The organism is Pseudoalteromonas sp. K222D (assembly GCF_017653575.1).
GTDB lineage: Bacteria > Pseudomonadota > Gammaproteobacteria > Enterobacterales > Alteromonadaceae > Pseudoalteromonas > Pseudoalteromonas nigrifaciens.
Genome location: NZ_JAGGDL010000007.1, coordinates 23012 through 37105 on the forward strand (window position 1 = coordinate 23012; position 14094 = coordinate 37105).

The 14094-nt window shown below is 40.1% G+C and carries 14 protein-coding genes; 5 read left to right on the forward strand and 9 right to left on the reverse strand.

All coding sequences use genetic code 11. From position 1 onward, the window contains the following. Positions 1-176 precede the first annotated feature (176 nt). Positions 177-1730, forward strand: coding sequence for a cryptochrome/photolyase family protein (locus tag J5X91_RS05565; protein WP_208834210.1), 1554 nt, complete (start codon positions 177-179; stop codon positions 1728-1730). Positions 1731-1810: 80 nt separating this feature from the next. On the opposite strand, the gene J5X91_RS05570 is transcribed toward J5X91_RS05565, so the two are convergent. After that, entirely contained in the window at positions 1811-2257 is a 447-nt protein-coding gene (locus J5X91_RS05570) for an Hsp20 family protein (protein WP_011327682.1), read from the reverse strand. A gap of 290 nt (positions 2258-2547) precedes the next feature. After that, positions 2548-2994: an Hsp20 family protein gene (locus J5X91_RS05575; protein WP_011327681.1), complete on the reverse strand. Its 447-nt coding sequence runs from the start codon at positions 2992-2994 to the stop codon at positions 2548-2550. Positions 2995-3343: 349 nt separating this feature from the next. On the opposite strand from J5X91_RS05575, the gene J5X91_RS05580 reads away from it, so the two are divergent. After that, the gene (locus J5X91_RS05580) at positions 3344-3607 is read left to right on the forward strand and encodes a GrxA family glutaredoxin (RefSeq protein WP_011327680.1); all 264 of its coding nucleotides are present in this window, start codon (positions 3344-3346) and stop codon (positions 3605-3607) included. Positions 3608-3767: 160 nt separating this feature from the next. Then, the gene (locus J5X91_RS05585; RefSeq protein WP_011327679.1) at positions 3768-5618 is read left to right on the forward strand and encodes a DEAD/DEAH box helicase; all 1851 of its coding nucleotides are present in this window, start codon (positions 3768-3770) and stop codon (positions 5616-5618) included. Between the two features lie 470 nt (positions 5619-6088). On the opposite strand, the gene J5X91_RS05590 is transcribed toward J5X91_RS05585, so the two are convergent. From J5X91_RS05590 to J5X91_RS05605, 4 genes are all read right to left on the reverse strand, one after another. Beyond that, entirely contained in the window at positions 6089-7645 is a 1557-nt protein-coding gene (locus tag J5X91_RS05590; protein WP_011327678.1) for an AbgT family transporter, read from the reverse strand. Positions 7646-7805: 160 nt separating this feature from the next. Continuing rightward, a complete protein-coding gene (locus J5X91_RS05595) occupies positions 7806-8081 on the reverse strand; it encodes a YfcL family protein (protein WP_208834211.1) in 276 nt (91 codons plus the stop codon). A gap of 30 nt (positions 8082-8111) precedes the next feature. Continuing rightward, a complete protein-coding gene (locus J5X91_RS05600; RefSeq protein ID WP_208834212.1) occupies positions 8112-9227 on the reverse strand; it encodes an ATP-NAD kinase family protein in 1116 nt (371 codons plus the stop codon). Further along, complete coding sequence (locus J5X91_RS05605; RefSeq protein WP_089367956.1) at positions 9217-9771, reverse strand: elongation factor P hydroxylase; 555 nt, start codon at positions 9769-9771, stop codon at positions 9217-9219. Before J5X91_RS05605 ends, J5X91_RS05600 begins: the two co-directional genes overlap by 11 nt. 303 nt (positions 9772-10074) lie before the next feature. Between J5X91_RS05605 and J5X91_RS05610 the strand changes: the two genes are divergently transcribed. Next, complete coding sequence (locus J5X91_RS05610) at positions 10075-10767, forward strand: 2'-5' RNA ligase family protein (protein WP_244363768.1); 693 nt, start codon at positions 10075-10077, stop codon at positions 10765-10767. Positions 10768-10776: 9 nt separating this feature from the next. On the opposite strand, the gene J5X91_RS05615 is transcribed toward J5X91_RS05610, so the two are convergent. The 3 genes from J5X91_RS05615 to prmB all read right to left on the reverse strand — a co-directional run bounded on the left by J5X91_RS05615 (position 10777) and on the right by prmB (position 13400). Then, positions 10777-11136 carry a DUF4112 domain-containing protein gene (locus tag J5X91_RS05615; protein ID WP_182679218.1) on the reverse strand — a complete coding sequence of 120 codons (360 nt, stop codon included), beginning with the start codon at positions 11134-11136 and terminating at the stop codon, positions 10777-10779. 125 nt (positions 11137-11261) lie between these two features. Next, positions 11262-12359, reverse strand: a complete 1098-nt coding sequence (aroC, locus tag J5X91_RS05620) for a chorismate synthase (RefSeq protein ID WP_011327672.1) — start codon at positions 12357-12359, stop codon at positions 11262-11264. A gap of 105 nt (positions 12360-12464) precedes the next feature. Further along, on the reverse strand, positions 12465-13400 hold the full coding sequence (gene prmB / locus J5X91_RS05625; RefSeq protein WP_011327671.1) for a 50S ribosomal protein L3 N(5)-glutamine methyltransferase: 936 nt from the start codon (positions 13398-13400) through the stop codon (positions 12465-12467). 123 nt (positions 13401-13523) lie between these two features. On the opposite strand from prmB, the gene smrB reads away from it, so the two are divergent. Continuing rightward, a complete protein-coding gene (gene smrB / locus J5X91_RS05630; RefSeq protein WP_041454372.1) occupies positions 13524-14081 on the forward strand; it encodes an endonuclease SmrB in 558 nt (185 codons plus the stop codon). The last annotated feature ends 13 nt before the right edge of the window (positions 14082-14094 follow it).

The following is a 14094-nucleotide window of genomic DNA, read 5'->3' on the forward strand; positions in this document are numbered from 1 at the left end:
ATAAGTTTATAAAAAAAGTGACACCAAATAGCGTGTTTATAATTTAACGCGTAATTATTTAATTTTGTTAATTTTTGCACTTATTATCCAAATTTAGGAATTTTTAAATCTATGTTTTTATAAAGTAAGCGATCTTGATGTAATAATTTTGCGTATTAAATTTATTTGGCTTAGGCATGACACACTTTAATACTCTTAGACTCATTTTGGGCGATCAGCTCAACCCTGCTCACTCATGGTATAAAGATAAAAAAACCAATACCTTGTATGTTATTGCAGAGCTAAAACAAGAAACCAGCTATGTTAAGCACCATATTCAAAAAATCTGTGCATTTTTTTGCGCTATGGAAAACTTTGCAACAGCATTAAACCAAGCCGGATTTAATGTACTGCATTTAACATTAAACGAAACCTGTAATGATGAAGATTTACCCGCATTGCTTACCCGTATAGCAGCGCAACATCAATGCAATACTATTGAGTACCAATACCCAGACGAATATAGATTAAAAAACCAGTTAGCCCACTTTGCAAACACCAGCCCATTAACGGTTAGCAGTGTTGACAGCGAGCATTTTTTACTGCCCTTTGAGGAAATAAAACACCGCTTTATAAAAGATAAACACATAACAATGGAGCATTTTTATCGCGCAATGCGCAAACAATTTAATATATTAATGGATAGCAACAAACCACACGGTGGAAAGTGGAACTTTGATAGTAATAACAGAAATAAATTTTCAGCCGCCGACTTAGCACAAATCCCGCCACCTAAATTATTTAATAACGATGTAAGCGCTATAATTGCGCGTTTAAATAAACATAATGTTAGCTACTTTGGTAAAGCCGCAGAGCAACTTCCTTGGCCCACAACCCGAAAACAAGCCATTAGCTGCTTAGATTATTTTTGTTTGTATTTACTGCCTCATTTTGGCCAGTTTCAAGATGCAATGACAGAGCAAAGTAAACATAACAGTAGCCTGTACCATATCCGCTTATCGTTTGCTTTAAATGCAAAGTTAATACACCCACTGTTTGTAATAAAGCGCGTAATAGCCCAGTACGAACAACGTCCTAATGATATTTCTATTGCTCAAGTAGAGGGATTTGTTAGGCAAATATTGGGCTGGAGAGAGTACGTACGCGCAATTTACTGGATTAACATGCCAGATTACGCAACTAAAAATCAGCTTAAAGCCAAAAATACATTACCGCCGTATTTTTGGCATGCTAAAACTAAAATGAACTGCATGCACCATGCGCTCTGTGAAAGCTTAACTACTGCATACGCCCATCATATTCAGCGCCTCATGGTTATAGGTAATTTTTGTTTATTAACGGCTATAAACCCAGATGACGTTGATGCTTGGTATTTGGGTGTTTATATAGATGCTATTGAATGGGTAGAAATGCCCAATACTCGGGGTATGAGCCAATTTGCCGATGACGGAATTATTGCCACCAAACCCTATGCGGCAAGCGGTAACTATATTAATAAAATGAGCGACTACTGCAAAAACTGCCACTATAAAGTAAAACAAAAAGTGGGTGATGACGCCTGCCCGTTTAATAGCCTTTACTGGCATTTTATGCACACGCACAGAGCAAAGTTAGAAAAAAACCCACGCATTGGTATGGTGTATAAAAACTGGGATAAACAAGAGAATACGTTACAACAAAGTACATTACAGCAAGCCACTTACTATTTGAATAATATAGCAAGCCTGTAACTTTTAACTTCTTATCAGGACAGCAAAAAGCCGCTAAAAAGCGGCTTTACGGGGATAATCAAAAACTAAGCTTATTTAAATTACTTGCCTTCTATAAGGCTACCACTGCCTATTTCAATTTTGCGTGGCTTAAGTGCTTCTGGTATTTCGCGTTCAAGGTTAATGCTCAATAAGCCATTTGCTAAATCGGCACCAAGTACTTTTACGTGATCCCCCAGCTGAAATTTACGCTCAAAGTTGCGCTCTGCAATACCTTGATGAATAAATTTACGCTCACTGGCTTGCTCTTTACCCGTTTTAATACCCGCAACAACAAGTGTGTTGTTTTCTGACTCTATGCTCAGCTCGCTTTCGCTAAAACCAGCAACTGCCATAGTAATTCGGTATTTGTCTTTATCGAGCGCTTCGATATTGTAAGGAGGAAAGCTTGGCTGCTTATCTGAACTCGCTGCCGCATCCATTAAAGACGCTAAATGATCGAAACCGATGAATGAACGATAAAGGGGTGATAAATCTACTGTACGCATAATAATATCCTCATATTTAAGCGATATTTCAGTTGTGTTTTTCTAATGAACAAACACAAATGAAGTTTAATTAATAATATAAATTTCAATTACTTCTGTTTAACAAGGACCCATCAGGCGTCCTCTACTTATCTATATATGGACGTTAAAATTGTTTTCAAGCAAATAACAAATAATTTTTTAAATTTACTCTTTTAAAATACACAACAAGGTCGTTAAACATAAATTACAATGGTAAAAATACCGCCTCAAGCGAGGCGGCTAAAACAGTGGAAAATATTTAAAGTGAATTACTTATCTTCGAGCAAATCATTGCCACCGATTGCTATTTTGCGCGGTTTTAACGCTTCAGGTATTTCACGTTGTAAATCTATGCTGAGTAAACCATGGGCTAAATCAGCAGCGATAACTCTTACATGATCTCCTAACTGAAACTTACGCTCAAAATTGCGATCTGCAATGCCTTGGTGAATAAATTTACGCTCTTTACTATCGTCTTTACTTTGTTTAACCCCGCTAACTTTTAGGGTGTTATTTTCTGACTCGATTGTCAGTTCGCTATTGCTAAAACCAGCAACCGCCATAGTGATTCTATATTTGTCTTTATCGAGCGCTTCGATATTGTAAGGAGGAAAGCTTGGCTGCTTATCTGAACTCGCTGCCGCATCCATTAAAGACGCTAAATGATCGAAACCGATGAATGAACGATAAAGGGGTGATAAATCTACTGTACGCATAATAATATCCTCATATTTAAGCGATATTTCAGTTGTGCTTTTCTAGTGAACAAACACAAATGAAGTTTAATTAATAATATAAATTTCAATTACTTCTGTTTAACAAGGACCCATCAGGCGTCCTCTACTTATCTATATATGGACTGCAAAATTGTTTTCAAGATGATTTTTCAAAAAATTATTTATTTTACTTTTAACACCACATTAAGCGCCCAATAACAGTAGCGATTATTTAAAAACGCTGATCCCTAAGGCATATCAATAAAAGCGAACAGCTTAATCGCTTGTTTGCTCTTTAATATTTAACTCAATTGGTTACACTAGTAGCAATTTAATTGAGGAGTTCACTATGTTAACTGTAATTTTTGGTCGTGAAGGCTGCCCATTTTGTGTTCGTGCTAAAGACGTAGCAGAACAACTATCAAATGAACGTGATGATTTTAAATTTCGCTATATCGACATTATTAAAGAAGGCATAAGTAAAGAAGATCTTGAAAAGTCTGCCGGCAAACCTTGCCCAACAGTGCCGCAAATCTTTGTAGACCAAAAACACATTGGTGGTTTTACAGAGTTTGAGGCCTACGCCAAAGAGAATCTTGGACTTTATCAATAAGTTCTGTATCAAATATGTTAACCAGTTAAGTAATCTAGTTACTTAACTGGTTAAATTTCGACCAACATCAATCACCTATAAATTAGTTGTAATTTCTACAAGCATTTACCGCATTTATCCTTTATAATGCGCGCCTCTTTAAATTCGTTGAGGCGTATTAATGTCAGAACCAGTCACGTTTGAATCTCTAAATCTTTCTCCTGCAATTTTGAAGGCAGTTGAAGAGTTGGGTTACAAGACACCATCTGAAATCCAAGCTCAATGTATACCGTTATTGCTAGAAAGAAAGGACGTACTGGGACTAGCTCAAACGGGTACAGGTAAAACCGCAGCATTTGCACTACCACTATTAAATAATATTGACCCGTCTGTGAAACAGCCACAGATCCTTGTACTCACACCAACCCGTGAGCTTGCGATCCAAGTTGCTGAGGCATTTGAACAATATGCTAAACATGTTCGTGGTATTGAAGTATTGGCACTTTATGGTGGCCAAAGCTACAGTATCCAACTAAGTGCACTTCGTCGTGGCGCGCAAGTTATCGTAGCTACTCCAGGTCGCTTAATCGATCATATTAACCGTGGCACTATCAAGTTTGATGCTCTACAAGCACTTGTACTTGATGAAGCCGATGAAATGTTACGTATGGGCTTTATCGATGATGTAGAAAGCATCATGGAAAAAACACCGCGCGAAAAGCAAACATGTCTTTTCTCTGCGACCATGCCTAAGCAAATTCAAAACATCAGCAGCAAGTATATGAACAATCCTGAACAGGTTCATATCTCTGCGCGTAACTCAACTGTATCATCAGTAGAGCAAGTGTTTTGGAATGCAAGCATTCATAAAAATAAAGCCATTGTTCGCTTTTTAGAAGCTGAGCAATATGAAGGCGCTATTGTTTTCGTACGTACGCGTAACGATACAGTACAACTTGCTGAATTATTAGAGCGCGAAGGTTTCTCTGCCGCTCCACTTAACGGTGACATGAACCAGCAAGCACGTGAACGCACAGTAGAGCGCTTAAAAAGCGGCATGCTAAATGTTGTTATTGCAACAGACGTAGCGGCACGTGGTCTAGATGTTGACCGTTTAAGTTTAGTTATCAACTACGATATTCCACAAGATTCTGAAGCCTACGTTCACCGTATCGGCCGTACAGGTCGTGCTGGTCGTACTGGTAAAGCAATCTTATTCGTAAAACATAACGAACGTTATTTACTTAAAAATATCATTCGTCATACGAATTCAGATATTGCACAAGTTGAATTACCAACAGCTAAAATTGTTGAAGAAAAACGTATCGAAGCGTTACAAGCCAAGTTAACACTTGCTCTTGAAAACAAAGATATTACTTTCTTTAATGAAGTAGCAGCAAACATGGCTCAAAAGCTTGAACTTTCTGCTGAAGACCTTGCTGGTGCGTTACTGTGTTTAGCACAGCAACAATCACCAATTAAGGTTGAAGAAGTTAAGATTCAACCTCGCGAACGTAACGAGCGCAATGATCGTAACCCACGTAGCAATGACCGTGGTGATCGTGGTCGTCGTAACGAACGTGGCGGTGAACGTGGTGGCGAGCGCGCTGAACGTAAGCCTCGTGAGCGTAACAGCCGTGATGCAGGTCCTATGGATACATACCGTATCGAAGTAGGTCGTGAACATGGTGTTCAGGTTAAGAACATTGTTGGCGCTATTGCTAACGAAGCTGACATTTCAAGCAAGTTTATTGGTGATATTCGTCTACACGATAATCACAGCACGGTTCAATTACCGAAAAACATGCCTAAAGATGTACTTGATCATTTCCAAAAAGTGTTTATTTGTAAACGTCCTATGGGCTTAACAATCACTGCTGATCAAGGTCCTGCTGAGCCACGTGGCGAACGCTCTGAGCGTCCAGCTGGCGGCGAAAAACGCAGCTTTAATAAAGATGACAGCGCACGCGGTGATAAGCGCAGCGGTCCTCGTAAAGAACGTCGCCCAGTAAGCTTTACAACGCCGAAATAAGCAACGACTCTTTAATAAAAACCTTGCCACGTAAGTGAGCAAGGTTTTTTTGTGCCTAAAATAAAGCTCTAGGCTCTAGGCTCTAGGCTCTAGGCTCTAGGCTCTAGGCTCTAGGCTCTAGGCTCTAGGCAGAAAATAATATTCCCCTGAGAAAATAAACACGATATTTTATTTCCACCTCACAGCTAAATTCTCGCCTGCACACCCCTTTCTTATCTGCACTGCTCTATTACTTCTCTAAAGCGCAGCGTCTCCTATCCTCTTGGTGAATAACTCACTTAAAAGCATTTAAACAAAGAGCTGTAAATGAGGAAGGCAATGCCATAGTAACTTTTATTGGCATTACTTTTATTAAGATTACTTTATTCGGGGTACAGTGTTTGCCCTACGGTTAAATCTGATCTCTTAACACAAAAAAGCCCCACCAATTTCATGATGAGGCTTTTACTATATTACCTATTTGTTTTACGTTAAGGCGCTAGCGCTGGGTAAACGTAGCTGGCATCAAGCCCTAGTGGGATACCAAGTGCCCAGTAACCTAATAAAAAGATACTCCAGCCAATCATAAAGGCGATTGAGTACGGTAGCATAATAGCAATTAAAGTGCCTATGCCGGTGCCTTTCACATACTTTTGACAGTACACCACCACTAATGGGAAATAGGGCATTAACGGTGTAATAATATTAGAGCTTGAGTCACCAACACGATAAGCCGCTTGAGTTAAGTCTGGCGAAATACCAAGTTGCATTAGCATAGGTACAAATATGGGGCCAAGTAATGCCCATTTTGCTGAACTTGAACCTACAAATAAGTTAACAAAGCCGGTTAAAAAGATAATTCCCACAACCGTTACTGCACTTGGCAACTGCATTGCTTTTAATAACTGCGCGCCTTCGATTGCTAGCAATGCACCTAAGTTTGATTTACTAAATGCGGCAATAAATAACGAACAGAAAAATGCCATTACAATATAATATGCCATGCCGCTCATCGCTTTACTCATGGCATCTATCATGTCTTTAGAGGTTTTGAAGGTGCCTACGGTAAAGCCGTAAACCGCGCCGGGTATCCAAAATAATAAAAAGATTAACGGTACGATAGATTGCATTAATGGCGAGCTAAAATTAGTTAACGAGCCATCGCTGCTGCGCATTGCCGAGTTACTATCTGCCGATACATAAGCAAGTAACGCAAGGCCTGCAACCATAACTGAACTGGCAATTATAAATGCACGTTTTTCATCACTGCGGGCATCTTCAAATACGGGTAAATCTTCTTTAGCGCCATCTACTGCGGTTTTTTGTAAACGTGGTTCTATAATTTTATCGGTAATATACCAGCCTAATGCCACTATAAATAAGCTAGATGCTGAAGCAAATGCCCAGTTATTTAACGGGTTAATTGTCATTGCAGGATTAATTATTTGCGCCGCACTTTGGGTAAAACTTTGTAGCAATGGGTCGATACCCGATGGAATAAAGTTAGCCCCAAAACCACCACTCACACCAGCAAATGCAGCAGCAATACCCGCAAGCGGATGGCGCCCTGCAGCATAAAATATAACCCCAGCTAGTGGAATAACTAATACATAACCTGCATCAGTTGCGGTATGGCTTACAATGGCCACTAAAATAATTGAAGGCGTTAATAACTTTTTAGGCGTCACTTTAAGCATTAACTTAAGGCCGGTATTAATAAAGCCCGAATGCTCTGCAACCCCCACACCTAACATAGCCACTAACACTACGCCTAAGGGTGCAAAGCCGGTAAAGGTTTTTACCATAGAGGATAAAAAGGTGGCGAGCGAATCACTTGCTAGCATATTATTGATAATAATGGCTTCGCCGGTACGTGGATCTATTGCATCAAAGCTTACGCCTGAAAACCACCACGACAAAAACCAAATTAGTAACATGGCAAACAAAAATATAATGGCCGGATCAGGAAGCTTATTACCTACCCGTTCAACAAAATTTAAAAATCGTGCAATTAAACCAGTTGGCACTGCACTTTGGTTATTATTCATTCTTTAAAGCTCTCTAAATCATATTTTCAATAACCATATCCTATCTTTACACAACAGTAAATTAACCTGAGGCTAACTCCCTCATATCAATACTTTTAAACAAAAAAACGCGATAAGCCAGTAGCGTATCGCGTTTAAATTAGTTTTTGCCTAGGTTTACTCAAGCCAATGCTTTTACTTCTTCCCACAAACGAGCAACAAGGATTTTGTCATCTTCATTAAGTTCACCATTATGATAAGCTTTCACTAAGCTTTGCTCTACGGTTTCGTTAAGTTCATCTGTGCTAATAGTTAGCTTTTCTACTTGCGCATACCCTACTGCTAAGTCAAAGTGACCTCGCAAATAGCCTCCTGCAAATAATTCATCATCGGTGGCTTTAATCACTAAATCATCAAAATAGTGTTGGGCTGCATCAATATAGTTTACTAAACTCATTTATTCTGTCTCCTGGTTTTGCAATGGGTATTAATACCCGACTGCATACATAATGTGGTCGTTAAATCCGCATGTAACTTTAATATAACCGGTTAGTTCATCATCTAAACTGCTATCGCCGGTGTCACAAATAAGTGGGCGGCCATTTAAAGCCTGCAATTTTGTTTTTGTAGCTACTACTATAATGTTATTGGTGCCAATAGCGCGAATAAGCGCGGGGCTAAGCTGTTGATTACCACGACCAAAAATATGTCCTTGGCCGCCAATTAAGGTGATCACTAATTTAGTTTTTTGACCTTGCGTATGCTCAAGTAATTGCACTGCGGTTAGGTCTTGCGCTATAAGGGTTTGATCTTTAACTAAATCGACACCTAAAAGTGTATTTTCTAACCCCATTTCTTCCATTACTGCAGCAACGGTTGAGCCACTGCCCATAATGTAAAAAGTGTCCTCATCCATTTCACTCACCACATAGGCGGCAATATCTACAAGCACTAACTCGTCGGTTTCTTTACCGCCATTTTTAACCGCTTGCATGTAACGCACTTCGCTTGGTACTTGCATTTCGCCATAACGTTTAGCTTTAACTGTGCCTTGTCTAAATGCCTCTTCGTCAATGTCCATTACATCGGCGTCACCTAAGGTAACTAAATCGCCTTTTACCAGCATTTCGACTACACGCCCTGCTGCTTTTGGCGTGATTGCATATACCCCTGAGTGTATTTTGCAGCCAGCAGGAATACCCAGTACGGGTATTGTGTCCTCAACAGCATGGCAAATATTACGCGCTGTGCCGTCGCCTCCAGCAAATAAAACTAAATCTACACCTAGCTCTTTAAGTGCTTTTACAGCCTGCTCTGTGTCGTTGGCTGTGGTTATAGCATTGCTGTTATATATTACTTGCACCTTAAAGCCGAGTGCTTTAGCACAGTGCTCGCCCATATCGCCATTTACTGTATAAATAGTTAATTGGTTTTTATAAGGCAGTAATACTTCAAGTGCGGCTTTTGTACGACTATTAGCTTTAGGCTGAGCGCCAAGTGCTAGCGCTTTGGCTGCAGTTGCTGCGCCATCGCTACCTTTTAACGCTACAGTGCCGCCTAAACCCGCTAGCGGGTTTATAATTAAACCTAACTTAAACTGCATCCTTGAGCTCCTTGGGATGTTGCCAATTAAATTGCTGTGCACTCATTGGCCATGGCGTATTATAAAAATGGCTTAGTGCTTTTAGCAATGCCTCGGTACGGGAGTTAAAACCGTTATTAATAAGTGTTAAAACTTGTTGGTGTACTCGCTGCTGAAAATCAAAACGACACGTTTGCTCGCCATTTAAATTATCTACCGACACATTAAATTCAAAACCTGCGGCGGTACTCAATAGCCACTCAATGGCTTGCGGTTTTATTTCTACATTTTCAAATTCGGCTTGTTTTTGCTTATCGCGGCCGTCGGGGCAATACCAATAGCCGTAATCTTCAAGTAAACGGCGCTTATCTCCCGCCACCAGCCAATGTGCAATTTCGTGCAGGGCACTGGCGTAAAAACCATGAGCAAACACAATTTGGTGATACGGCGTTTTATCACAGCTAGGAATATAAATAGGTTCGTGCTCGCCTTTAACCAGCCGCGTATTATAGCTTTGGTCAAAAGTGGCTGCAAAAATAGAAATTAAATCAGCAATTTTATGCATAAAAGTTTAATTACTTACTCTGAATATAGGGCTTACTGCCCATTATATTAAAAATGTGCACGCTAAAAACGAGGTGAATTGTACGGGCTTTCGCTGCGAATGTAAAAAATTGGATAGCGAGTTAACACTTGGGTATAGCTGCGTTTTATAAAGCCCATGGGGCTTGCTAATAATAGCTATACAAGGTGCTGCCAAATAGCTGGTATTTATACTGTTTGGCGTATTTACTGCTTGAGCAATAACCCTTACCATCACTATAACGACAGAGCTGCTTAATGAAATACTAAAATTATGTTTAAACTAATGAGTATAAAAAAGGTTAAATTTTTATTTATTGCCCTGCTTGGGCTTTTGGGTGTATCACTGCCTGCTGTTGCAAAAAACATCAGTATTAATGTGTTTGCTATTCCTTCGCAACCAATCATTACTTTAATGGCGCAAACCAGTGATGCATTAAAACAAGCGGGTATGGTTAGCTTTTACGATAAAGGCATGCCGGTACACGCTACTTTATATTTAACTGACTTTGCACACGGTACAGAGGAGGCAATTAAACTTGCGGTAAAAAACATCATAACGCAACAACAGCCTTTTCCCATAACCGCTGAAGGCTTTAGCGTAACGCAAAGTAATTGGGCCTTTATTAATTTACAGCCGTCGCGCCAATTACAAAGACTATCTGACGAGGTAACACTTGCCATTGAACCGCTGCGCGAGCGAAATGCTGCAGTGCCTACTTGGGTTAAAAACTACCCCAACAAGTTAACTGCATTTAAGCGCTACGGCAGCCCTAATGTTTTTCAAAACTTTCAGCCACATTTAACATTGTTAGCTAACGAAAAAAGCCCTCAACTGGCTGTTATAAATAAACAAATACAGGCTAACCCACCTAAAGCACAGGGGCAAATAATAGGTGTAGGTATAGGAATTTCAGATCAGTTTGGTCAACAAAAGCAGGTTATTGCAGAATACTTTTTTAACAAGGGTAAAAGCTAAATTGCTTTATTACTTTTGCTGCGCTAAGTATTTTTTTAGCAGCTGGGTGTTTCGGGTGTTTGCTTTAAAGTAAGCATCAAAAATATCGCCTACTATGGGTAGTAAACCGCCCACAAAGTCGATAAGCATATTAGCTAATATACGTAGTTTTATAGTCCAACTAACACCTAAGCGCTGCGCTTCAATTAATACATAAGCAGATAAAATAAAACCGGCCATATCACCGGCAACAGGCAATAAACCAATAATCGCATCGGCACCAACTTTAAAATTAGTAAAAGGAATTTTTAAACTGCTGTCGGTAATGAAGCTAAATCGCTCCAGCCTTTTCAGTACAGCTTGTTGCTGAGCCTTTACGTTATTTGTCATTGTCACATTTAGCTCCCTCAAACCTGTTTAATTAACTTTAGTTAAAAAGTTGAACTTGCACTGATAAACAAATACAAAAAACGCGGATCGCCCGCGTTTTTATTATCTACTTAATGTAACTCTAATTATACCGAACCGGGTATCGGCCCATGCTCGTGGTGTACATGTGGGTTTTGTCCACGTTGACGTAGCAAATGATCCATTAAAGTAATGGCCATCATCGCCTCAGCAATTGGCACAGCACGAATACCTACACACGGATCGTGACGACCTTTGGTGATCATCTCAACCGCTTCGTTTTCAGTATTTATACTGTTACCCGGTATGGTAATGCTTGAGGTAGGTTTTAGCGCAATAGAAGCAATAATATCTTGCCCCGTAGAAATACCGGCTAATACACCGCCCGCATGGTTTGAAGTAAAACCATTAGGTGTGAGTTCATCGCGATGCTCTGAGCCTTTTTGCTCAATTACATCAAAGCCGTCGCCAATTTCAACACCTTTAACCGCGTTAATGCTCATTAATGAATGCGCAAGTTCAGCGTCAAGGCGGTCAAATACTGGCTCACCAAGGCCTACAGGTACATTACTTGCCACTACTTTTACTTTTGCGCCTACTGAGTCACCTTGCTTTTTAAGGCCGCGCATATATTCATCAAGCGCTTCTAACTTGCTCACATCAGGAAAAAAGAATAAGTTGTTTTCAACTTCGTTCCAATCAAAAACGTCTGCTTTAATTGGCCCTAACTGACTTAAGCAGGCTTTTATTTCGATACCATGAAATTGTTTTAAATATTTTTTAGCAATAGAGCCCGCAGCAACACGAATTGCCGTTTCGCGCGCTGATGAGCGACCACCACCGCGATAATCGCGCAGGCCGTATTTATGCCAATAGGTGTAATCGCCATGACCTGGGCGAAACACATCTTTAATTTTGCCGTAATCTTTTGAGCGTTGATCGGTGTTTTCAATAAGTAAACCTATGCTAGTACCTGTGGTTTTACCTTCAAATACGCCTGAAAGAATTTTTATCTGATCGTCTTCACGGCGCTGCGTGGTATAACGACTTTGCCCCGGTTTACGACGGTCTAAATCTATTTGTAGGTCGGCCTCGGTGATTTCAAGACCTGCTGGTGTACCATCAACAACGCCGCCTAATGCAACGCCGTGGCTCTCACCAAAAGTAGACACTTTAAATAACTGTCCAATGCTATTACCTGCCATTACTTTTCCTCATTCCTAATGACTACCAATAGCCGAGCTTTACACTCGGCTATTTACTTATATCAATTTATATTCAAATACATATTCTATAAATGATATTGATTTTTATTGTGCAAAATACTCATCAAGTTGCTGTTTGCTAATAACAAACACACCTAAACCACCTTGTTCAAACTCAACCCATTCAAATGGCGCACCCGGATACAATGCATCCATATGTACCATAGAGTTACCTACCTCTACAAACAACAAGCCGTTTGCAGTAAGGTGCTTACTTGCTTCGCTTAATATAGTGCGGGTTACGTCTAGGCCGTCGTGGCCTGAAGCCAAACCAAGTTCTGGTTCATGATGAAACTCACGCGGTAAGTCGGCCATGTCCTCAGCATCAACGTACGGCGGGTTAGCTATGATCAGGTCGTATGTTTGCCCTGGTACACCACTAAACACATCTGACTGAATTGGCAATACTCGTTCACTTAACTGGTAGTCTGTAATATTTATGTCGGCTACTTCTAAGGCTTCATAAGAAATATCAACCGCATCTACCTGCGCATTTTCAAACGCTTGTGCAAGTGCAATCGCGATACAACCAGAACCCGTACATAAATCTAAAATACGCTTAACCGACTCAGGCTCTTCAAGCCAAGGGGTAAAGCGGTTATTAATTAACTCTGCAAATGGCGAACGTGGAATAAGCACGCGCTCGTCTACATAAAATGGCATATTCGCAAACCAAGCAATGTTGGTTAAATACGGCACTGGGGTAAAATCGTTAATACGCTCAGCAATTAAGCCCGCTAAGCTGTTTTTTTCTGTACTCGTTAAACGCGCATGCATTAATTCTTTCGGCGCATCTATTGGTAAGCTTAATGCGGGTAATAATAAATTTACCGCTTCGTCCCACGCATTATCAGTACCGTGACCAAAAAAAATACCACTGCTGGCAAATTGGCTTGTAGTCCAACGTAACCAGTCGTGTAAGGTTGAAAGTTCTGCTACAGCTTCTTCTAGCGTTGCTTCTTCTATTTGTAATTCACTCATGTGTATTGCCTGCCTGCTACTTTCAAAATTATTAATTCAATCGAGGCCACAATCGCCTCCCGATTGCCCTATTGTAACGCCTTTTATCTCGATTTTTACCCTTTTTTTGTTTAGACTGCCGCTATGAAAAAAGATCCTTATTCAAACAGCCCAATTAGCAATGATGACATTGACATGTTTCGTCAAAGTATCACTGGTGCGCGCGTTTTTAAACAAGACACTCACCGCTTTACTAATAAGCCTAAAGTGTCACAAGCAAAGCAGTTTGCCCAGCAAAAAAAGCAACAACAGTCAGAATTCTTCTTTTCGGATGAATATATACCTGATATTGATACCAATGGTACGGTTAATTATGTACAAGATGGCCAAGACCGCTTTTTAGCTAAGCAACTACGCCGTGGTGACTTTGTTCCAGATTTAACCCTAGATTTGCATGGCTTAAATAAAGAGTCTGCAAAAGATGAGCTAGCTGGTTTGATCCACGAATGCAAAAAGAAACATTACTATTGTGCATGCATAATTCATGGCATTGGTGGGCATATACTCAGGCACAAAGTACCGCAGTATTTAGTACAACACCCTGACGTAATTGCAATGCACCAAGCACCGCTTGAATATGGTGGTAAAGGCGCTGTACTTATTTTAATTAATTTACCGCAAAGTGATGAGTTTAGGCGTTAAATAACCACAGCTC